This window comes from Mycobacterium sp. MFM001 (assembly GCF_003402475.1).
Taxonomy (GTDB): Bacteria; Actinomycetota; Actinomycetes; order Mycobacteriales; family Mycobacteriaceae; genus Mycobacterium.
Map to the genome: position 1 here is coordinate 66780 of NZ_BFAB01000015.1, position 21730 is coordinate 88509.

Sequence of the window (21730 nt, forward strand, 5' to 3'; positions counted from 1 at the left end):
GACCCGCTAAATCGGCGTGATGTAGTTGATTAGCCACTTGCCGCCGACCCGCTTGTAGTCGACGCGTAGCCGGCTGCCGTCGTAAACCGGCTGCCGCGATTTGTCGGTCACTGTGCGGTTCAGGTACACCATCACCGACGCCGAATCGCGTTTGGCCTCCATGACTCCCACGCCGACGATGTTGGCCTGGACGACCACTTCGCGCTTCTTGGCTTCCGGGATGATCTGTTGGGTGGCGCTCTTCTCGAACTCCTGCCGATAGCCCGGCGTGAGCAGCGGATACGCCTCGGTCAGGCTGCGCTCGACGGTCTGGTAGTCGTAGCCGAACACCTGCGCTACTTCCTTAGCGGCCAGCTTGGGCAGCACCGCACGCGCCGACTGCTCGCCCCGAGTCTGCACCCGGTCCCAGTAGAACCATCCGCTGGCCGCGCCCAGCCCGACGAACGCGGAGGTCAGCAGGGCGGCGACGGCAGCGACAAACCACCGCATCAGTTGCCGCCCTCCGGATACTTCAGGTCGTAGCCGGTCATGTGGCCGTTCTCGTCCTCGTGCACGATCACGCGCATCCGGTAGGGCTGGGACGGTTTGTTGACGCCGTCGATGTCGGTGACCGTGACCCGGACCGACACCAGCACCGACGCGTTGTCGGTGACGCTGTCGATCTCCTCCAGCGCAGCCCCGTTGACGACCGCTTCTGAGGTCGCGTTGGTGTGCCGAAAGAGAGCCTTGATGTTTTCGACGTTGTTGTTGGAGCTCAGCATGCCGCGCAGGGGTCCACTGGTGCCGTCGTAGAACCGGCGCACGCTCTCGTCGATGTTGTCCTGCGTGTAGCTGAACATGTTGACGACGGTTTGGGTAGCCGTGTCGACGAAGCGCTGGTCGCGGGCCTGCGCGGCGTCCGCATGGCGCTGCTGCACCACCAGGACCGACAGCGCCGCGCTCAGCGCGCCGATCCCGACCAGCCCGGCCACCAGCGCGATCAGCCCGACGAGCCGGCGGTTGGCGGGCCGGCGCTGCGGCGGCCCGAGCGGCGTGGCCCGCCTCTTGACCGGTTCGGCCGGCGCCTCGACACGGACGGTGGCCATCGCTGCTTCGCCCCCGGTCGGGCCGGCCGCGCGCGAAGCCCGCCGACGCGCGCGCCGCGTCGTCGGTTCTTCCTCGCTCACAACTGCCTCGGATCGCGCATCAGGTCCACCCAGGTCTCGGCGCTCGATGATCTGCCGGGCGCGAAGATACCAGTGCCACCTGCCGGGTCCTGAAACGTTCCCGTGCTGTCGTCGTAGGTGGTGTAGGCCGTACCGCTAGCCTGCGGCACCGGCCCCGGCGGCGGACCCCACGGCTTTTCGGGCGGGGGGAATGGCGGCGGGGGTGAGAGGCCTTCCGGTGGTCCGGGTGGCGGAACCGCCTTCGGGAACGGAATCATCGGCGGCTGCGGCGGGTAGGGCGCCGGCGGTATCCACGCCTGGCGTCCGTCAGTGCCACCGGTGTTGGGCGGCGGCGGCGTCGGGAACGGCTGATGCGGTGCCGGCCCCGGTCCCGGCACCACCCCGGGCGGGGGCGGTCCCACGATCGGTGTGCCCGGATCCGGGTCGGCGCCCGGCGGGATGTACGGGAACTTGTTGGGCGGCAAGATGTTCAGCCCATTCGTCACCGGCGTGCCGTAGGGGATCGGCGGTCCGCGCCACGGGTTGGTGCCGATCGGCACATAGCCGCGCGGGTCACGACACAGCGCCACCGTCGGTGCCCGCTTGCCCGGAAACTCCTGACACGGGTAGTTGCGGGCGCCACGCACCGTGGACGGGTCGTTCTGGGCGGTCTTGCAGTACAAGTCGTTCGGGATCTCGCGCACCGTCTCGTCGGCGGGCGTCCGGATCAGCGGCGGCGGAATGAAACCGGTGTTGCAGGGCGGCGGGTCGATGTTGATCTTGAAGTCCAGCTTTGCGCCCTCGTCCTGCGGTTCGCCGTTGGCGGCGGTGATGATCGCCGCGAACAGCGCCGGCAACACGACCAGCAGGTGTTCGAGCGACTTGTGGTAGATCACGCCGACCCGGCCCAGGTTGGCCAGGTTGGCCGCCAGCATCGGGAACGACGGCCGGATGCCCGAGAACGCGGTGTTGGCCTCGTCGGCGGCCGGCGGCACGACGCCCAGCAGGGTGCGAAGCTGCGGATCGGCTTGCCGGACCTCGGAAGTGAAGTGCGCCAACCCATCCGCCAGCGACTTGATGTCGTCTCCGGCGCGGATCTGGGCCTGCAGGAACGGGCCCACCTGGTCGACCAGCTGCTCGGTCTGCGGGAAGTTGGCGTTGGCCTCGTCCACCAGCAGCCGTGACGACTCGATCAGCCGGGCCAATTCGGGCCCGGATCCGTTGAACGCCTTGAACGTTTCGTGCAGCAGCTCCCGCAGCCGGGTGTCGGCCACGCTGTTGACCAGCGTCTCGGACTGGCGCAGCAGGGTGGCGATGTCCAGCGGGATGCGGGTGTTGTCCCGCGCGATGACGGACCCGTTGTGCAGCTTGGTCGAGGCCGGATTGTCCGGTGGCACCAAGTCGATGTACTGCTCACCAATGGCCGACACGCTTTTCACGGTGGCGGTCACGTTCGACGGGACCGTGGTGCCGCTGTTCAGCCGCATGACCGCGTCGACGCCGTGCGGGTTCAGCCCGACCGACTCCACCCGGCCGACTGCGACCCCGCGGTAGGTGACGTTGGCGTTCTTGTACAACCCGCCGCCGGCGACGAAGTCGGCGGTCACCCGGTAGGTGCCGATGCCGAGCGCGGCAGGCAACCGCAGGTAGAAGATCGCCATCACCGCGACGGTGATCACGGTGACCACGCCGAAGATGGTCAGCTGGGTTCTGGTCAGGCGATCGAGCATCAGTGATTGCTTTCCGAGTACCCCGGAGGGATCTTGAACGGGTCAGCCGCCTGGCCGGACAAGTTGGCCATTGACCCGAGCAAAAAGTCTGGCGGATTGAGGATTTCGTCCATGTGCAGCATGTTCGGGTCGAGCGGCCACGAAGTGGTGAAGAACGTCTCACCGAGCCGGCGCACCGTGAGGTCGAAGGTGGTGAACACGTTGAGGTAGTCGCCGCGCACCGCCTGCTTGATGCCGAAGTTGGGGAACGGGAACGTCAGCAAGATCTGCAGCGAGCTGACGAATTCCTTGCGGCTGTCGGCCAGCGCCTTGGTCACCGAGTAGAGGCTTTTGACGTCTTCGGTGAAATCCACCTTGGTTTCGGCGAGCACATGCGAGGCGACGGTTGCCACCCTCTTGAGCGCGGCGAACGCGTCGATGATGTGGTCGCGATTCTTGTTGAGCACCAACAGCGCCTCGGGCAGCGAATCCAGCGCCCGGCCCAGGCTGTCCTTGTTGTGCGCCAGGATCGCCGAGAACTGGTCCAATCCGTCGATGGCGGCGATGATGTCGTTGACCTGTTTGTTCAGCCCCGCAGTCAGCTCGGCGAGTCTGGGCACCAGGTCGACGAACTGGCCTTGCCGGCCCGCCACCGCCTTGTACGTCTCGTCGGTGATCTCTTGCAGCGCACCGAGATTGCCCTTGTTGACCACCACGCCGAGTGCCGCGAGGACCTCTTCGGTGGTGGGATAGCGACTGGTGCGCGACTCTTGGATGGTCGAGCCGTCGCGCAGCCTGCCCACCGGTTTCTGGTCCGTCGGGGCGGCCAGCTCGATGTGCTGGGAGCCCAACAGCGACGTCTGCGCCACCTTGGCGGTCGCATTGGCCGGCAACACCACGTTGCGGTCCAGTCCCAACTTGACTGCGGCAAAGAAACTTCCGTCCGGGCGCTGGATCGCGTCGATTCCCGACACGCTGCCGACGGTGACGTCGTCGACCATGACCGGCGAGTTCTGTGGCAGGGTGGCGACGTCGGCCAAATCGACGGTGATCGAGTAGGCGCCGACGCCATGGCCGGCGGTGCCGGGCAGCGAGAGGGAGTTCAGCCCGCCGAACTTGCAACCGGCCAGCAGCATGCCGCTCGCTGCAATTGCCGTGCCGCGCACCATCATCCGCTTCATCGGCCCGCTCCCTGCTCTGCGGGCAGTGGTCCGGGCGCCGGACCGGCCGGTGCAGCGGCAGGCGCGGGTGCGGCTCCCGGAGCGGGTGCGGGAGCGGGACCGGGTGCCGGGGCGTTCGACGGCGCGGGCGGCACCAGCATGGCCTGCAGGTCGTCCGGGCTGGGCGGATGCACCCCGGGCGCCGGTATCCAGGTCAGCTCCGGAATCGGTGTCTGCGCCTTGGCCTCGGTGGCCGGGGTGTCGTAGATGATCTGACCCTTGTAGGCGGTGATCGAGTTGATCGGGTGGAACATCATCGGCGGGTAGTTCGCGGTCAGTCTGCGCAGCGGCGGAGCCAGCCGCTCCCGGCATATCTCGGCGCGCTTGTAGTAGTCGGGCGCCACCAGCCCGGCGGCGGTGTCGAACGAACCGCCGCAGATGAACTGGACCGGGTTGGAGAAGTTGGGAATCGACAACAGGCCGTTGAGCGTGCCCTGAGCGGGGTCGTAGATGTTGTAGAAGTTGCTGATCCCGGGGCCCGCGACGTGCAGCACCTGCTCGATGTTCTCGCTCTGGTCGCTGAGCGTCTTGGTCAGATCGGCAAGTTTGTTGACCGTCCCGATCAGCGTCGAGTTGTTCTGGTGCAGAAAGTCTTTGACGTCGCCGAGGGCCTGGTTGAGCGTGCCGAGCGTTTGGTCAAGGTGCTCGGAGCTCTTGGCGAGCACCTGCGAGACCGAAGCGACGTGTCCGGCGAACGAGACGATCTGTTCGTTGCTCGACGACAACGCTTCGACCAACACCTGCAAGTTCTTGACTGTGCCGAAGACGTCGGTGCGCGAATCCCCCAGCCGGCCGGCGGCTTGCGACAGCTCACGCAGCGCGGCGTGGAACGAGTCGCCGTTGCCGTCGAACGTGTCGGCGGCCTGATTGATCAGCTTGCCCAACGGCCCCTGCATCTGTCCCGCGGTGGGACTGAGCTTGTCGGCCAAATCCTTCAGCGCCTCTTTGACCTCGTCCCATTCCACCGGCACCGCGGTGTGAGAAAGATCGATGCTCGCGCCGTCGGACAGCGCCGGACCGCCAGTGTAGGCCGGGGCGAGCTGAATGAACCGCGCGGCAACCAGATTGGGCGACATGATGACCGCCCGCGCATCCTGTGGCACCTTGATGCCGCGGTCGACCGACATGGTGATCTTCACGTCCGATGCACGGGGTTCGATCGAATCGATCTTGCCCACCGGCACCCCGACAATGCGCACCTGGTCGCCGGGATACAGCCCGACAGCCGAGGTGAAGTAGCCGACGATCTTGTGGCCGGTGCGTGCCGGCCAGACCAGGTAGGCGCCGGCCGCGATCAGGACCGCAAGCGTGAGCGCCAGAGTCAGCCGCAGTGCGCGACTGCGTTCTTGCAGAGACGACAACACGGTCATGGCGACTGCGGCCTAATGATCCACCGCTCCTGGATAAGCCCGCGCAGATAATCTGCGAAGCTGTCCGGGAGCTTGCCGGGTTGGAAGACGGCGTCGAACATGATCCCGACGATCGGCGCCGGCACCACGCCGTAGACGTTCACGTTGAACCCGGGGCCGGAGCCCACCACCTCGCCCAGCGTGGTGGCGTACGCGGGCAACCGCTTCAGCGCCTCGGTGATGTATTCGTGGCGTTCGTTGAGCGTGTCGAGCACCAGGTTGAGTTTGGACAGCGCCGGGCCGAACTCCTTGCGGTTGTCGGCCACGAAGCCCGAAAGTTGTTGGGACACATCGCGGATTCCGGCGATCAGCTGACTCAGCGCAGCCCGGCGCGCATCCAGCGCGGCGAACAACTGGTTGCCGTCCAGAATCAGCTTGTTGACCTGCCCGGCGCGGTCCGCCAGCACCTCGGTCACCGACTTCGCGTGGGCCAGCAGGCTGGCCAGCGCTTCGTCGCGGCGGTTGAGAGTGCGCGACAGCGACGTCACACCGTCCAGCGCGCCGCGCAGTTGCGGGGTGGCGTCGTGCAGCGCATTGGTAATCACTTGCAGCGATTTCTCGAACTGGGCCTTGTCCAGGTCGCCGGCGTTGCGGCCCAGATCCTCCAGTGCGGAGCCCAGCGCATAGGGCGTGGTCGTCCGGCTCAGCGGGATTGTGGTGGCGCTACCGCTTCCCGCCGGCGTGACGGCGATCGACCGCTCGCCGAGGATGGTGTCGGTCCGAATCGATGCCAGCGATTGGCTGCCGACGGCAATGCGGCGGTTCACGGTGAACGACACCTTGGCGGTGTCGCCGGCCAGCCCAACCGACTTCACCTGTCCCACTTTGATACCCGACACGTAGACGTCGTTGCCGGGCGTGATGCCGCCGGCGTCACTGAAGTAGGCGTCGTAGGACCTGCCCTGCGGCCAGAACGGCAGGCCGGTGTATCCGAATGCCACCAACACGATGCAAATCACCAGGACCAAGCCGAAGATGCCGGTCCGCAGCGGATCGCCGGTGTCTGCCTTACTTGGCAAAAGCGCACCTCCCCTTGCTCGGATCGGGCTGGCCGCCCATCGGGATCAGGATGTCGCTGCCGGCCGGCCCGTTGATCTTGAGCGATACCGTGCAGAAGTAGATGTTGAAGTACGCCCCGTAGGCACCGAGCGCGGACAGTCGCAAATAGTCTTCGCCCAGCTGCTCGATGTCGTCGGCCACCTCGGCTTTTCGGTCGTCGAGTTCGGTGGCGATCGGCCGGGTGTTTTCGATGACGCCCTGCAGCGGCCGGCGGGCACCCTTCAACAGCTCGGTCAGATTCGTTTCCGCAGACGCCAGCGGCGGAATCGCACCCGCCACCGCGTCGCGACCCTGCGCCAACCCCGTGATCAGTTGCTGCAGTTGGTCGATGCTGGCCGAGAATTGCGCGCCCTTCTCGTCGACTGTGGTCAGCACCGTGTTGAGGTTGTTGATCACGTCGCCGATGACCTGGTCGCGGGCGCCCAGCGCCGAGCCGAATGCGTTGGTGTTGGCCAGCAAGTCGGACAGCGCGCCGCCCTGGCCCTGCAGCAACTGGATGACGTAGCTGCTGACGGTGTTGACCTTGTCGGCGTCGAGACCCTTGAGCACCGGGCGCAGGCCGCCCAACAGCGCGTCGAGGTCGAGTGCCGGCTGGGTGTGGTGCTGGTCGATGGTCGCGCCCGGTGGCAGCTTGCGTAGTTCGCCTGGGCCCGAGGTGATTTCGAGGAACCGGTCGCCGACCAGGTTGTCGTAGCGGATCACCGCCCGCGTCGACGAGTACAGCGTGTAGCGCTTGTCCACCGTGAACGCCACGTCGACGGTGTTGTCCTTGTTGAGCTTGACGTCGCGCACCGCACCGACCGGCACCCCGGCGATGCGCACCTTCTGTCCGCCTTTCAACCGTGTCGCGTCGGAGAAGTTGGCGTGGTACAGGTTCGACGGGCCGAACCGGAACTCGCCGAAAATCACCACCAGGCCGACGGCAACCAGCAGCATCGTCGCCGTGAAGATGCCGACCTTCACCATCATCGAGCGGTGCGACTCGTGCGGCGCGGTCATCAGAAATCGTCCCGTTCTGCGAAGGCGCCGTGGAACAGGAATTGCAGCGTCGATGGCGCATCCACCTGCATTTCGGTGAACGGCTCGTACGGGATGTAGGCGTTGTCGGTCACCAGGAACGGCGAGCGGAACCAGGAGCCTTCGAACTGCTTGGTCGGAATGTCCGGCAGCCCACGGCAATTGGGACCGCCGGAGGCGTTGACGATCGGCAGACTCTCCGGATAGGTGTACGACGGCGCGCCGAGGATGAAGCTCGACGAGGTGAACAGGCCGGCCTTGCGCACACCGAGCAGCGGCGCGAACTCGTCGATGCCGCGCTGAATTCCCTTGAACATGCAGCCGAATTCCGGTGAGTAGTCGCCGGCGACCTTCAGCGGGGCCCGCATCCGCTTGAGGCCGTCGATGAGATCCTGCTCGGCCGGCGCGAGCGTGTCATAGGCGTTGTTGGCCAACCCAATCGTCGCCAACAGGGTGGCGTTGAGGTCGCCCTGTCGCTCGACGACGGTCTTGGCGATGGTCGGAGTGTTGTTGAACACGGTGACCAGGTCGGGGGCGGCGTCGGCGTAAATGTTGGCCACCGTGGCGGTGTTGGCGAAGTCCTGCTGCAGGGTAGGCAGTTTCGGATTCAGCTGGCGCGTCAGGGTATTCACCCCGGACAGCAGGTCGCCCAGGTCGTCACCGTGGCCGCGCAGGCCTTCGGCGACGGCGCTCAGTGTCGCGTTCAGGTCGACCGGGTCGATCTTGTGCAGCAGGTCGATCAGCGACTGGAATAACGTGTTGACTTCCAGCGAGACAGCCGAGGCCTGCACGTGCGCGCCCGGCCGCAACGACGTCTTCGAAGGTGACTGCGGCGGAATGAATTCCACCGACTTGGCGCCGAAGATCGTGTTGCTGGCGATGTGCACGGTGGCATTGGAGGGGATGTAGCGAATCTCGCCGCTGTCGATGGCGAGTTCGAGCTGAGCCTGGTCCCCGGAGTACCTGACGTTCTTGACCTTGCCGATCTGGATGCCCCGGTACTTCACCTTATTGTCGCGGTCCATCACCAAACCGGCCCGCGGCGCGGTCACGGTGACGGTGTCGGTCGACGAAAACGCCGCGTTGTAAGACAGATACGTCAACAGCACAAAGCCCAGCAACAGAGAGGCCAGCAGCGCCGCTGCCAGCCTGACATGAGTTCGCCTTGCCCCTGTGCTTGCCATCGCTCCCTTTATCCGGAGAGGTTGAAATTACCGGACGCGCCGTAAACGGCCAGCGAGATGAACAAAGTAATGACGACGACGACGATCAGCGACGTGCGCACCGCCTGGCCGACCGCCAGCCCGACGCCCACCGGTCCGCCAGAAGCGTTGTAGCCGTAGTAGGTATGGACCAGCATCACGGCGATCGACATGACGATCGCCTGCAGGAACGACCACAGCAGATCGCTCGGATTGAGGAACGTATTGAAGTAGTGGTCGTACAGACCCGCCGACTGCCCGTTGATGAACACCGTGGTGAACCGGGCGGCGAAGAACGACGCCAGCACCGCCAGTGAGTACAGCGGGACGATCGCGATCAGCCCGGCGATCAACCGCGTCGACACCAGATAGGAGACCGAGTGCACGGCCATCGACTCGATGGCGTCGATCTCCTCCGCCACCCGCATCGCGCCCAATTGCGCAGTGGTGCCGGCACCGATCGTCGCGGCCAGCGCAATGCCGGCCACGACAGGGGCGACGATGCGGACATTGAGGAACGCCGAGAGGAACCCGGTCAGCGCCTCGATGCCGATGTTGCCCAGCGACTCGTAGCCCTGCACCGCGATGACGCCGCCGGATGCCAGCGTCAGAAACGCTGCGACGCCCACCGTCCCGCCGATCAGCACCAGCGCGCCGGTGCCCATCGTCATCTCGGCGATCAGCCGGATGGTCTCCTTGCGATAGCGGCCGAACGCATTGGGGATGTAGCGCATCGATTCGCCGTAGAACAGCGCCTGCTCGCCGAAGTTGTCGACCGGTCCGGCGAACCGGGACATGAAGCGGCGGAAGCGCAGCGTGGCGTCGTAACTCATGGCATCACCGGGCCAGCACCCGCACGCCGATGGCCGTCATGATCACGTTGATCACGAACAGGCAGATGAACGCGTACACCACGGTCTCGTTGACGGCGACGCCGACGCCCTTCGGCCCGCCCTTGACCGTCAATCCCCGGTAGCAGCCGACCAGGCCGGCGACGACACCGAACAACAACGCCTTCACCTCGGAGAGCACCAGCTCACCCAGGTGCGTCAGCACGGTCAGGCCGTTGACGAACGCGCCTGGGTTGACGCCCTGCAACAACACCGAGAAGACATAGCCACCGGCAATGCCGATCGCCGACACCAGACCGTTCAAAAGCAGCGCGACGAACGTCGACGCCAGCACCCGGGGCACCACCAGCCGATGGATCGGGTCGATGCCGAGCACCCGCATCGCGTCGATTTCCTCGCGGATGGTGCGGGCGCCGAGGTCCGCGCAGATCGCGGTGGCGCCGGCGCCGGCAACCACCAGCACGGTGACGACGGGACCGAGCTGGGTGATGGTCCCGAATGCGGTGCCCGCCCCGGACAGGTCGGCGGCACCGAGTTCGCGCAGCAGAATGTTGAGGGTGAAGGCCACCAGCACGGTGAACGGGATGGCCACCAGCAGCGTCGGGATCAGCGAGACACGGGCGATCATCCAGGTCTGGTCGAGGAATTCTCGGAACTGGAATGGTCGCCGGAACATCGCGCGGAATGTCTCCAGCGACATCTCGACGAACCCGCCCACGGCCCGGGCCGGAACCGCGAGCTGTCCGATCAACCTTCGGTCCCTTCTCGGGTGGGGTGTCTGCAACCTCGGCGAAGCCTATGCGTCCCCTGCGCGCGCCGGTATGTCTCCCCTATCGTCGGACGCTGCTCCGCGTGAGCCGGATCATACTAACTAGAACAAGTTCGCAGTGTCAAAGAACTGCAAAATTAGACAAAGGTTAGTAGTTTGTCCAGGTCAGAGACTATGTGGCCCAAACCGTTCTGTAACGTGTTCTAGCTCGCGAATGCGGTTACAGGCTGACGCAAGCACCCGCTAGGACTCCATCAGGCCGGTTGCCGCAAAGTTGCGTTCAGGGTCGCGCCCAGCAAAGTAATTCTGCAGGGTCGCGCTCAGCTCCTCGGGCTGCCAGGCCGGCGCGTCGGTCGCGAACTGTTGCTCCACCGTCGGCGCGGCCACCAGCGTTACCCGCGGTCCGTAGACGATGAACACCTGCCCGTTGACCGCTTCGGCCGCGGGCGAGGCCAGGAACCGGACCAGGGTCACCACATGCTCCGGCGAAAGCGGATCGATCTCGCCCGTCTCGGGCGCCTCGCCGAAGACGTCGGCGGTCATCGCGGTGCGGGCCCGCGGGCAGATCGCGTTGGCGCAGACCCCGTAGCGGCCCAGCGCCCGCGCCGCGGACAGGGTCAGCGCAGTGATGCCGGCCTTCGCGGCGCCGTAGTTCGCCTGCCCGACCGGACCGACCAGTCCGGCCTCCGACGACGTGTTGACGAGCCGGCCGTAGACCGAGCCTCCCGCGTCCTTGGCCTTCTGGCGCCAGTACGTCGCGGCATTGCGGGTGAGCAGGAAGTGGCCGCGCAGGTGCACGGCGATCACGGCGTCCCACTCCTCGTCGGACATGTTGAACAGCATCCGGTCGCGAGTGATCCCGGCGTTGTTGATCACGATGCTCAGGCCACCCAGCCCGTCGGCTGTGCTGACCAGCTCGTCGGCGGTGGCGCGCTGGCTGATGTCGCCGGCCACGGCGACGGCCTTGGAACCCGCCGCGGTGATCTCGTCGATCACGTCGGAGGCGTCCAGCGCGCCGGCGATGTCGTTGACGACGACGGTGGCGCCGGCGCGGGCTAAGCCGATCGCCTCGGCGCGGCCCAATCCTGCGGCCGCGCCGGTGACCACCGCGACCTTCCCAGACAGATCGGTCGCGTTACTGCTGCTAGTCAATTTATGAATACCTCTAGTCTGTCGGCGGCGACCCGCTGCGCCCGGCTTCGCCGCGCTTGCGATCGCCTAGTCTTCGCGCTTGAGAGCCGCGCGCGGGCATTCGGCGATCGCCTGCTCGGCCAGCGCCTCCCGGTCGGCGGGGATCGGATCCGTCTTCACCACGGCGTAATCCTCGTCGTCGAGCTCGAAGATATCCGGTGCGATTCCCACGCACACCGCGTTGCCTTCGCACCGATCGCGGTCCACTATCACTCGCACAGCTTCCTCCTTTGCAAGCCGACTTGGCGTTTCCCACTGCCGTGTCCCCACCATACGACGACGGCTCGCTGGACCCTCAGACTAGAACGTGTTACAACCAGGATTGGTGGACGGGTAGCCTAAAAGACCGTCGAGCGTCGAGTTGTTGAGCGAAATCGGCCAATTTGGACCCGATAACTCGACGCTCGGTACAGACGACCGGAGGACGGCCAATGCGGATCAGTTATACCCCGGAGCAGGAGGAACTGCGCCGCGAGCTGCGGTCCTACTTCGCCAAGCTGATCACCCCCGAGCGCCGCGAGGCGCTGAGCTCGACGTCGGGCGAGTACGGCACCGGCAACGTGTACCGCGAGACCGTCGCGCAGATGGGCCGCGACGGGTGGCTCGCGCTGGGCTGGCCCAAGGAGTACGGCGGGCAGGCCCGCTCGGCGATGGACCAGCTGATCTTCACCGACGAGGCGGCGATCGCCGGGGCGCCGGTGCCGTTCCTGACGATCAACAGCGTCGCGCCGACGATCATGGCGTTCGGCAGCGAGGAGCAGAAGAAGTTCTACCTGCCGCGCATTGCTGCGGGGGAACTGCACTTCTCCATCGGCTACTCCGAGCCGGGTGCAGGCACCGACCTGGCAAACCTGCGGACCACCGCGGTGCGCGACGGCGACGACTACATCGTCAACGGTCAGAAGATGTGGACTTCCCTGATCCAGTACGCCGACTACGTGTGGCTGGCCGTGCGCACCAACACCGAAGTCAAGAAGCACCGCGGTATCTCCGTGCTGATCGTGCCGACGGATGTTGACGGGTTTTCCTGGACCCCGGTGCACACGATGGCCGGCCCCGACACCAGCGCCACCTATTACTCCGACGTCCGGGTGCCGGTGGCCAACCGGGTCGGCGAGGAGAACGGCGGCTGGAAGCTGGTCACCAACCAGCTCAACCACGAGCGCGTTGCGCTGGTGTCCGCGCAGCCGATCATCGTGGCGCTCAACCAAGTTCGCGAGTGGGCGCAGAACACCAAGGACGCGTCCGGCGCCCGGCTGATCGACTCGGAATGGGTGCAACTCAATCTCGCCCGGGTACACGCCAAAGTCGAAGTGCTCAAGCTGATCAACTGGGAGCTGGCGTCGGCTGCTGACAGCGCGCCCTCCCCGGCCGATGCGTCGGCCGCCAAGGTGTTCGGCACCGAGCTGGCCACCGAGGCCTATCGGCTGCTGATGGAGGTGCTGGGGACCGCCGCGACGGTGCGCCAGGACTCGTTCGGCGCGCTGCTGCGGGGGCGAGTGGAGCGGATGCACCGGGCGTGTCTGATCCTGACCTTCGGCGGCGGCACCAACGAAGTTCAGCGTGACATCATCGGCATGGTCGCGTTGGGCCTGCCCCGAGCCAACCGGTAAAGGATTCTGATGGACTTCTCGACAACCGAAGCGGCCCACGACCTCGGCGAGCTGGCCGGCACCATTGTCGATGCGGTGTGCACGCCGGAGCATCAGCGGGAGCTGGACGGCCTCGAGCAACGGTTCGACCGCTCGCTGTGGGGCAAGCTCGTCGACGCCGACATCTTGAGCACCGCAGCCCCGGAATCGTTGGGCGGCGGCGGGTATGGCGTCCTGGAGCAGACGGCGGTGCTGGTCGCGTTGGGCCGGGGGCTGGCCGCCGTGCCGTATCTGGAATCGGTCGTGCTGGCCGCCGGCGCGCTGGCGCAATTCGGTTCGGCCGAACTGCAGCAGGAGTGGGGCGCAGCCGCGGTGAGCGGTGCCAAGGTTTTGACCGTCGCGTTGGACGGCGAGATGGGCGACGGCCCGGTGCAGGCCACCCGTTCGGGTGACGGCTACCGGCTGACCGGAACGCGCACCCAGGTCGGTTACGGCCCGGTGGCCGACGGCTTCCTGGTGGCTGCCGAAACCGATTCCGGCACAGCGGTTTTCCTGGTCACCGCCGACGAAGCCTCGGTAACTCCGCTGGAAACCACGGGCCTGGGCAGTGTGGGACATGTGCGGCTGAACGGCGTCGAGGTGGATGATGCGCGGCGGGTCGGCGGCGACGACGTGGTGAGCTGGATTTCCACCCGCGCTTCGTTGGGCCGCAGCGCGTTTCAGCTCGGCGTGCTGGACCGCGGGCTGCACATGGCCGCCGAATATGCGCGTACCCGTGAGCAGTTCGACCGTCCGATCGGCAGCTTCCAGGCCGTGTCGCAGCGGTTGGCCGACGGCTACATCGACGTCAAGGGATTGCGGTTGACGCTTACCCAGGCGGCGTGGCGCCTCTCCGAGGATTTGCCCGCCGACAACGAGGTGGCCACCGCGGCGTTTTGGGCCGCCGATGCCGGACATCGGGTGGCGCACACGATCGTTCACGTGCACGGTGGTGTCGGCATCGACATCGACCACCCGGTACACCGCTACTTCCTGGCAGCCAAGCAGACCGAGTTCGCGCTGGGCAGCGCTACCGGGCAGCTGCTCCGAATCGGCCGTGAGCTCGCGGACACGCCCGCCTAGATATGGAGGCTCTCCCGACCGTCACCGACTTGCTGAAACCGCTTGTCGACATTGACGATCGGGGCGTCTACTTCGAGGACTCGTTCACCAACTGGCGCTCGCATCTTCGGCACGGCGCCGCGGTGGCGGCGGCGCTGCAGGCACGGCTCGACCCGACCCGGCCGCCGCACGTCGGGGTGCTGCTGGAGAACACCCCGTTCTTCTCGGCGGTGCTCGTCGCGGCCGGGATGTCGGGCATCGTGCCGGTGGGACTCAACCCGGTGCGCCGCGGCGCCGCGCTGGCACGCGACATCGACTATGCGGATTGCCAGCTGGTGCTCGCCGATACGAATTCCGCTGCCGCCATTGGTGATATCCCGCACGTCAATGTCGATTCCGGTGAGTGGGCCGACGAAGTTGCCGCGCATGGCGATGCCGAGGTGTGCTTTCGGGATGCCGCGCCCGAAGACCTGTTCATGCTGATCTTCACCTCGGGCACGAGCGGTGACCCGAAGGCGGTCAAATGCAGCCACGGCAAGGTCGGGATCGCGGGTGTGACGATGACCGAGCGGTTCGGTCTCGGACCCGCCGACCGCTGCTACGTGTCGATGCCGCTGTTTCACTCCAATGCGGTGCTGGTCGGCTGGTCGGTGGCGGCCGCGTGCCAAGGGTCAATGGTGTTGCGGCGCAAGTTTTCCGCGTCGGGCTTTCTGCCTGATGTCCGGAAGTACGGCGTCACCTATGCGAACTACGTCGGCAAGCCGTTGTCGTATGTGCTGGCCACTGCCGAACAGCCCGACGACGCGGACAACCCGCTGAAGGTGGTGTACGGCAACGAAGGTGCGCCCGCCGATATCGAGCGGTTTGCCCGCCGGTTCGGCTGTATTGCCGTCGACGGGTTCGGCTCGACCGAGGGCGGGGTGGCGATCGCCCGCACCCCCGACGCCCCCGCCGGCTCGCTGGGCCCGCTGCCCGACGGGATCGAGATCCGCGACACCGAGACCGGTGCGCCGTGCCCGCCCGGTGTCGTCGGCGAGTTGGTCAACGTCGCCGGCCCAGGCCGGTTCGAGGGCTACTACAACGACCCCGAAGCCGACGCGGCACGGATGGCCGACGGCGTCTACCATAGTGGCGACCTGGCCTACCGCGACGAGAACGGTTACGTGTATTTCGCTGGGCGGCTGGGTGATTGGCTGCGGGTCGACGGCGAAAACCTGGGCACCGCGCCGATCGAGCGGGTGCTGGCACGCTTCCCCGGGGTCCGCGAGGTGGCGGTGTACGGCGTGCCCGACCAGGTCGTCGGCGACAAGGTCATGGCCGCGGTGGTGATGGCGCCAGACGCCGAGTTCGACGTCGAGAAGTTCCGCGCGTTTCTGGCCGAGCAGCCCGACCTCGGACCCAAGCAGTGGCCGTCGTACGTGCGAATCAGTCGCGCGCTGCCGCGCACCGCGACGTTCAAGGTGCTCAAACGTGAACTGTCGGCGGACGGCGTCGACTGCCCCGACCCGGTCTGGACGATCAGCCGCTAGGTTGCGCGCTAGCCGGCCACCGAGATCGACTTGGTGTCCAGGTAGCCCTCGATGCCTTCACGGCCCAATTCCCGGCCGTAGCCACTGGATTTGACGCCGCCGAACGGCGCATACGGGTCCATCGTGTAGCCCTGGTTGACGCCGAACGTGCCGGTGCGGATGCGGGCTGCCAGCGCCACCCCACGCTCGATGTCCCCGGTGAAGACCGAGCCGGCCAGCCCGTAGTCGGAGTCGTTGGCGATCCGCACCGCCTCGTCCTCGTCGTCGTACCCGATGACGGTCAGCACCGGGCCGAAGATCTCTTCGCGCGCTATCCGCATCGTGTTGTCGGCGTCGGCGAACAGGGTGGGCCGCACATACCAGCCGCGCTCGACGCCGTCGGGCATGCCGGTGCCGCCAGTGACCAGTCGTGCGCCTTCGGCCTTGCCGGACTCGATGTAGCCGAGGACACGCTGTTGTTGCCGCTGCGCCACCAATGGACCCAGCTGCGTTTCGGGATCGGCCGGATCTCCCACCCGAAGGCCACGCAGCTCGGCGGCCAGCGCGTCGACGTACCCATCACTTCGCTTGGCGGGCACAAGGATTCGGGTGAGCGCGTTACAAATCTGGCCGCTGTTGGACAGGCTTGCCGATCGGATCCCGGCAGCGACGGCAACCGGGTCGGCGTCGTCGAGAACGATCGCGGCCGACTTGCCGCCGAGCTCGAGACTCACCCGCTTCAAGTCGGCCGCGCACGCCCCGGCCACCCGCTTGCCCGCGGCCGTGGAGCCGGTGAACGACACCTTGTCCACTCCTCCGTGCCCCACCAGGTAGGCGCCGACGTCGGCACCGCCCGGCAACACACTGACCACACCGGCCGGCAGGTCGAGCTCCTCGAGTAGGTCAGCCAGCAGCAGCGCGTCCAGCGGCGACTCGGGAGCCGGTTTGAGGACCACGCAACAGCCGGCCAGCAGCGCGGGCACCAGCTTGGTGACGATCAGGAACTGCGGCATGTTCCACGGCACGATCGCGGCCACCACGCCGACCGGTTCCCGACGGATGCTGATGTCGGCGCCGTAGTGTCCACGCCGAGTCTCCTGCCACGGGAAGTCGTCAGCCAGATCGCAGAACGCGGACATCATCATCCACGGCAGCCCGACCTGGGCCCGTTGGGCGAAGCTGATCGGTGCGCCGATCTCGGCGGTGATGAGATCGGCCATCTCCGAACGCCGTTCGCCGTAGAGCTCGGCCAGCCGTCGCACCGCGGCAATGCGCGCGGACGGATCGAGCCGGGGCCAGGGTCCGTCGTCGAACGCCTTGCGGGCGGCGCCGACCGCAGCGTCGACGTCGGCCGGTCCGGCAGCCGCCACCTGCGCGACGGGTGCTTCGGTGGCCGGCGAGACCACTTCGACGACGGCGTCGCCGCTCGACTTCGACCAACTCCCGCCGATGAACAGTTCGTCTCGTCGCCGCACACCGACCTCCAACCCGGGAATATCAACTACTTGCGATTGCTCAGTCGAGCATATACGGTCGGCGCTACGGGTGGATATCGACAGGAGTACGCATGCCTCGTTTCCCCAAGCCGCCGGAAGGCAGCTGGACGCAGCATTACCCCGATCTCGGCACCGGACCGGTCTCCTACGAGGACTCCATCTCCCCGGAGTTCTACGAGCTCGAGCGGGCGGCGATCTTCAAGCGGGTATGGCTGAATGTCGGTCGCGTCGAACAGCTTCCGCGCCACGGCAGCTATTTCACCAAGGAACTGAAGGTTGCCAACACGTCGATTGTCGTGGTGCGCACCACCACTGGCGAGGTCAAGGCATTCCACAACATCTGCCGGCACCGCGGCAACAAGCTGGTGTGGAACGACATGCCGGCCGAGGAGACCAGCGGCTTCTGCCGCCAGTTCCGGTGCAAGTACCACGCGTGGCGTTATGACTTGGACGGCAACCTTACTCACGTTCCGCAGGAAGGCGAGTTCTTCGACCTCGACAAGAACCGCTACGGCCTGGTCGCCGTGCATTGCGACGTCTGGGAAGGCTTCATCTTCGTCAACTTCGCCGCCGCGCCCGAGCAGTCACTGCGAGAGTTTCTGGGTCCGATGGTCACCGGGCTGGAGGGCTATCCATTCGGACAGATGACCTCACGGTGGCGTTACCGCTCGGAAGTGAAGGCGAACTGGAAGCTGTACCTGGACGCGTTCCAGGAGTTCTATCACGCGCCGGTGTTGCACGCGAACCAGTCGCCGACCAAGTACTCCAAGGCGGCCGCCGAAGCCGGCTTCGAGGCGCCGCACTACCGTATCGACGGGCCGCATCGGCTGGTCAGCACGTCGGGTGTACGCGCCTGGGAGATGGACGCCGATATGCGTAAGCCCATCGACGAGATCTGTCGCAGTGGGCTTTTCGGGCCGTGGGACAGCCCGGACCTCGGCCAGTTACCCGTCGGTGTCAACCCGGCCAACTGTGACCCGTGGGGGCTGGACTCGTTTCAGCTGTTCCCCAATTTCGTGATCCTGATCTGGGGCCAGGGCTGGTATCTGACCTACCACTACTGGCCGACGTCTTATAACAGTCATGTTTTCGAAGGCACGCTGTATTTCCCGCCGCCGCGCACTCCGCGCGAGCGGGTCGCCCAGGAGCTCGCGGCGGTGACCTTCAAGGAATTCGGTCTGCAGGACGCCAACACGCTGGAGGCAACCCAGTCGATGATCGAATCGCGTGTTGTCGACGGTTTTCTGCTCAACGATCAAGAGGTGCTGATCCGCCATCTACACCGCGAGACCGCGGCATGGGTCGACGACTACCGGCGCGCTACGGCAGGGGTGTCATGACGGCCAAGCTGCCACCCGAATTCGCTGATTTGGAACCATTTTCCGATTGGTGCCTGCCCAGCGAGCCGGAGCGCTACCACAAGCGACTCAACAGCACGATGGTCGACATGCAGGCGTTCTACGACGCCATCACACCGCGTGCAGAGGACGCGCTGGCCTATTGCGACAAGTTCAGCCTCGACGATCTGCCCGACGACGTCATGAATCTGATGCACCTGCTGTACTCGATGATCATGGTGTCGTTTCCCGTCGAGTGCTGGAAGCAGCCCCGCGTTCCGGATTCGGGCGCGTCCACCCTGGATTGCGTCAGCGAACCGGTGCCGTGATCGTGCTGCGGGCCGCCCGCTGGGCGGACGTCGACACCGGGCAGGTGCGGTCACCGGCGGTGGTCGTGGTTGACGACGACAGGATCACCGCGGTCAATCCTGCTGAGCCACCCCGAGATTCGGCCACCGAGATCGACCTCGGCGACATGACGCTGCTGCCGGGGCTGATGGACATGGAACTCAACCTGCTCATCGGCGGTCCGGGCGGACCGGAGGGATTGCCGTCGCCCCTGCATGGTGTGCAGGACGACCCGGCCTACCGCACGCTGCGCGGCGCAGTGAATGCGCGCACCACACTGGATGCAGGCTTCACCACGGTCCGCAATCTCGGCCTGATGGTCAAGACCGGCGGCTATCTGCTCGACGTGGCACTGCAACGCGCGATCGAGGCGGGCTGGCACGTCGGCCCGCGGGTGGTGCCGGCCGGGCACGCCGTCACACCCTATGGCGGACATCTGGACCCGACGGTGTTCCAACGGCTGGCGCCGGGCATCATGCCGCTGTCGGTGGCCGAAGGGATCGCCAACGGCGTACCGGACGTGCGCGCCTGCGTGCGTTACCAAATCCGCCACGGCGCGAAGGTGATCAAGGTGTCCGCGTCGGGCGGGGTGATGTCGCACAGCACGGCACCCGGATCGCAGCAGTACTCCGACGAAGAATTCGCCGCGATCGCCGACGAGGCCCACCGCGCCGGCATCCGGGTCGCCGCGCACGCCATCGGTGACCGCGCCATCCGGGCCTGCATCAAGGCCGGAATCGACTGCATCGAACACGGGTTCCTGGCAACCGACGACACCATCGCGATGATGGTCGACCACGGCACCTTCCTGGTCTCCACGACCTATCTGACCGAGGCACTGGCCGTCGACCGGGTTGCGCCCGAGTTGCGCAAGAAGGCCGCTGAGGTGTTTCCGCAAGCTAAAGCCATGCTGCCCAAGGCAATAGCCGCCGGCGTACGGATCGCCTGCGGCACAGACGCGCCGGCGATCCCGCACGGCCAGAACGCCAAGGAGCTGTGCGCGCTGGTCGACCGCGGCATGACACCGATGCAGGCGATCCGCGCGGCGACGGTGACCAGCGCCGAGCTCATCGAGGCCGACGACGAACTGGGCCGGCTGGCGCCCGGCTACCTCGCCGACATCATCGCCGTGCCAGGGGACCCGTCGCGCGACATCACGAGCACGCTCGACGTACGGTTCGTGATGAAGGGTGGCCAGGTTCACAAGCGGCCGTAGGACACACCATGGAACTCACCGACAACATCCTGTGGCTGCTCAAGCAGGCCTTCCACTTCTCGCTGAAGACCGTCAACGACGCGATCAGCAGCCACGGCGTGACCACCGCGCAGATCGGCCTGATGCGCCAGCTGGCCAACGAGCCAGGCCTCTCCGGGGCCGAATTGGCCCGCCGGCTGCTGATCAGCCCGCAGGGCGCGCAGTTGGCAATCGCCGCGCTCGAGGACCGCGGGCTGGTGGAGCGCAAGCAAGACCCGCAACACGGCCGGATCTTGCAGGCCTATCTCACCCACGAAGGCCGCGCTGTGGTCTCTGCTGTCCTCGCCGACGCGCTGGCCGCCCACGAGCAGGTGTTCGGCGTGCTGAGCCCCGAAGAGCAGCAGCTGCTGCACGACCTGCTGGCCCGCGTGGTCGAAAAGGGCACCGGCAACCCACTATTCACTGACCATACCGGCGATGAATCAAGTACTTGATACGTATCACAAGTACTTGATACTCTTCCGAGTGATGGAAGAGAGCATGAACGCGGTCGACACCGTCACCGAAGAGGTGACGATCCAGCTGGACCGCCGCACCACGGTGGTGCCCTATCGGCCGGGCAACACCGTTTTGCAAACCGCGCGGATGGCCGGGCTGGCGGCGCCGTCGTCCTGCGAGACCGGTTCGTGCGCAACATGCATGGCCCGGTTGGTCGAGGGCAGCGTGCGGATGATCAACAACGACGCACTCACCGACGACGACGTTGCCGAGGGCTGGGTGCTGACCTGTCAGTCGCTGCCGACGAGTCGCACGGTGCGGGTGGTCTATGAGTGAGCAGCGGGTGGCGGTGGTGACCGGCGGCGCCTCGGGCATGGGCGAGGCTACCTGCCATGAGCTGGGCCGCCGCGGCCACAAGGTCGCGGTGCTCGACGTCAATGGCCAGGCCGCGCAACGGGTTTGCGACGAGCTGCGTGCTGCGGGGGTCACTGCGCTGGCGGCCGAGGCGGACGTGAGCGACCGGCGCACGGTCGAGGAGGCGTTCGCGAAGGTGCGCAGCGAGCTGGGGCCGGTGGGCATTCTGGTCACGAGCGCGGGCATGGTGGGCTTCGCTCCGTTTACCGAGATCACTCCCGAGTCGTGGCAGCGGATCATCGACGTCAACCTCACCGGCACGTTTCACTGTTGTCAGGTGGCACTGCCCGACATGGTGGCGGCGGGCTGGGGCCGCATCGTGATGATCTCGTCGTCGTCCGCCCAACGCGGTTCCCCCGGCATGGCGCACTACGCCGCGTCCAAGGGCGCGCTGATCACGTTGACGAAATCGCTGGCGCGCGAGTACGCGTCGGCAGGCGTCACCGTCAACAACATCCCGCCGTCGGGCATCGAAACACCGATGCAGCACCAGTCCCAGGCCGAAGGCAACCTGCCGTCCAACGAAACGATGGCCGGAACAATCCCGCTCGGACATCTCGGCACCGGCGACGACATAGCGGCCGCGGTCGGGTTCCTGTGCTCGGAGGAGGCCGGCTTCATCACCGGCCAGGTCCTCGGCGTCAACGGCGGAGCAGTGATGTGACAGGA

Annotated in this window: 21 protein-coding genes and 1 pseudogene; 9 read left to right on the forward strand and 13 right to left on the reverse strand. The window is 66.4% G+C overall.

Annotation, left to right across the window (positions count from 1 at the left end; translation table 11 throughout):
* Window positions 1–6: 6 nt before the first annotated feature.
* The 12 genes from MFM001_RS21040 to MFM001_RS21095 form a co-directional block, all read right to left on the reverse strand.
* A complete protein-coding gene (locus tag MFM001_RS21040; protein ID WP_116377202.1) occupies window positions 7–489 on the reverse strand; it encodes a mammalian cell entry protein in 483 nt (160 codons plus the stop codon).
* On the reverse strand, window positions 489–1199 hold the full coding sequence (locus MFM001_RS21045) for a mammalian cell entry protein (RefSeq protein WP_192887014.1): 711 nt from the start codon (window positions 1197–1199) through the stop codon (window positions 489–491). Before MFM001_RS21045 ends, MFM001_RS21040 begins: the two co-directional genes overlap by 1 nt.
* Window positions 1163–2875: a virulence factor Mce family protein gene (locus tag MFM001_RS21050; RefSeq protein WP_116377204.1), complete on the reverse strand. Its 1713-nt coding sequence runs from the start codon at window positions 2873–2875 to the stop codon at window positions 1163–1165. Before MFM001_RS21050 ends, MFM001_RS21045 begins: the two co-directional genes overlap by 37 nt.
* Window positions 2875–4035: a virulence factor Mce family protein gene (locus MFM001_RS21055; RefSeq protein WP_238159319.1), complete on the reverse strand. Its 1161-nt coding sequence runs from the start codon at window positions 4033–4035 to the stop codon at window positions 2875–2877. Before MFM001_RS21055 ends, MFM001_RS21050 begins: the two co-directional genes overlap by 1 nt.
* Window positions 4032–5444 (reverse strand): virulence factor Mce family protein, encoded by a 1413-nt coding sequence (locus MFM001_RS21060; RefSeq protein ID WP_116377205.1) that lies wholly within the window; start codon window positions 5442–5444, stop codon window positions 4032–4034. Before MFM001_RS21060 ends, MFM001_RS21055 begins: the two co-directional genes overlap by 4 nt.
* Window positions 5441–6502, reverse strand: coding sequence for an MCE family protein (locus MFM001_RS21065; protein WP_116377206.1), 1062 nt, complete (start codon window positions 6500–6502; stop codon window positions 5441–5443). Before MFM001_RS21065 ends, MFM001_RS21060 begins: the two co-directional genes overlap by 4 nt.
* The gene (locus MFM001_RS21070; protein ID WP_116377207.1) at window positions 6492–7541 is read right to left on the reverse strand and encodes an MCE family protein; all 1050 of its coding nucleotides are present in this window, start codon (window positions 7539–7541) and stop codon (window positions 6492–6494) included. Before MFM001_RS21070 ends, MFM001_RS21065 begins: the two co-directional genes overlap by 11 nt.
* Window positions 7541–8743, reverse strand: a complete 1203-nt coding sequence (locus tag MFM001_RS21075; protein ID WP_116377208.1) for an MCE family protein — start codon at window positions 8741–8743, stop codon at window positions 7541–7543. The genes MFM001_RS21070 and MFM001_RS21075 overlap by 1 nt, the downstream gene beginning before the upstream one ends.
* A gap of 8 nt (window positions 8744–8751) precedes the next feature.
* Window positions 8752–9594, reverse strand: coding sequence for an ABC transporter permease (locus MFM001_RS21080; RefSeq protein ID WP_116377209.1), 843 nt, complete (start codon window positions 9592–9594; stop codon window positions 8752–8754).
* Between the two features lie 4 nt (window positions 9595–9598).
* Window positions 9599–10363: an ABC transporter permease gene (locus tag MFM001_RS21085; protein ID WP_116377210.1), complete on the reverse strand. Its 765-nt coding sequence runs from the start codon at window positions 10361–10363 to the stop codon at window positions 9599–9601.
* 261 nt (window positions 10364–10624) lie between these two features.
* On the reverse strand, window positions 10625–11533 hold the full coding sequence (locus MFM001_RS21090) for a 3-oxoacyl-ACP reductase (protein WP_116377211.1): 909 nt from the start codon (window positions 11531–11533) through the stop codon (window positions 10625–10627).
* A 66-nt stretch (window positions 11534–11599) separates the two neighbouring features.
* Window positions 11600–11791, reverse strand: coding sequence for a ferredoxin (locus MFM001_RS21095; RefSeq protein ID WP_116377212.1), 192 nt, complete (start codon window positions 11789–11791; stop codon window positions 11600–11602).
* 212 nt (window positions 11792–12003) lie between these two features.
* On the opposite strand from MFM001_RS21095, the gene MFM001_RS21100 reads away from it, so the two are divergent.
* The 3 genes from MFM001_RS21100 to fadD17 are packed head-to-tail and all read left to right on the forward strand — an operon-like array spanning window position 12004 to window position 15794.
* Complete coding sequence (locus MFM001_RS21100) at window positions 12004–13185, forward strand: acyl-CoA dehydrogenase family protein (protein ID WP_116377213.1); 1182 nt, start codon at window positions 12004–12006, stop codon at window positions 13183–13185.
* Window positions 13186–13194: 9 nt separating this feature from the next.
* Window positions 13195–14286, forward strand: coding sequence for an acyl-CoA dehydrogenase family protein (locus MFM001_RS21105; protein ID WP_116377214.1), 1092 nt, complete (start codon window positions 13195–13197; stop codon window positions 14284–14286).
* Window positions 14287–14288: 2 nt separating this feature from the next.
* Window positions 14289–15794, forward strand: coding sequence for a long-chain-fatty-acid--CoA ligase FadD17 (gene fadD17 / locus MFM001_RS21110; RefSeq protein ID WP_116377215.1), 1506 nt, complete (start codon window positions 14289–14291; stop codon window positions 15792–15794).
* Between the two features lie 8 nt (window positions 15795–15802).
* Here the strand turns inward: fadD17 and MFM001_RS21115 are convergent, their stop codons facing one another.
* Entirely contained in the window at window positions 15803–17248 is a 1446-nt protein-coding gene (locus MFM001_RS21115; RefSeq protein ID WP_116377249.1) for an aldehyde dehydrogenase, read from the reverse strand.
* Window positions 17249–17340: 92 nt separating this feature from the next.
* Between MFM001_RS21115 and MFM001_RS21120 the strand changes: the two genes are divergently transcribed.
* From MFM001_RS21120 to MFM001_RS21145, 6 genes and pseudogenes are all read left to right on the forward strand, one after another.
* Entirely contained in the window at window positions 17341–18609 is a 1269-nt protein-coding gene (locus MFM001_RS21120; protein WP_116377216.1) for an aromatic ring-hydroxylating dioxygenase subunit alpha, read from the forward strand.
* Window positions 18606–18935, forward strand: a complete 330-nt coding sequence (locus tag MFM001_RS21125) for a hypothetical protein (RefSeq protein WP_116377217.1) — start codon at window positions 18606–18608, stop codon at window positions 18933–18935. The genes MFM001_RS21120 and MFM001_RS21125 overlap by 4 nt, the downstream gene beginning before the upstream one ends.
* On the forward strand, window positions 18932–20170 hold the full coding sequence (locus tag MFM001_RS21130) for an amidohydrolase family protein (protein ID WP_116377218.1): 1239 nt from the start codon (window positions 18932–18934) through the stop codon (window positions 20168–20170). Before MFM001_RS21125 ends, MFM001_RS21130 begins: the two co-directional genes overlap by 4 nt.
* 8 nt (window positions 20171–20178) lie before the next feature.
* Window positions 20179–20643: a MarR family winged helix-turn-helix transcriptional regulator gene (locus MFM001_RS21135; protein WP_116377219.1), complete on the forward strand. Its 465-nt coding sequence runs from the start codon at window positions 20179–20181 to the stop codon at window positions 20641–20643.
* A 67-nt stretch (window positions 20644–20710) separates the two neighbouring features.
* A pseudogene (locus MFM001_RS21140) lies at window positions 20711–20983 on the forward strand (2Fe-2S iron-sulfur cluster-binding protein); the annotation flags it as partial.
* Window positions 20976–21725 (forward strand): SDR family NAD(P)-dependent oxidoreductase, encoded by a 750-nt coding sequence (locus tag MFM001_RS21145; protein WP_116377221.1) that lies wholly within the window; start codon window positions 20976–20978, stop codon window positions 21723–21725. The pseudogene MFM001_RS21140 and the gene MFM001_RS21145, both read left to right, overlap by 8 nt.
* Window positions 21726–21730: the final 5 nt, after the last annotated feature.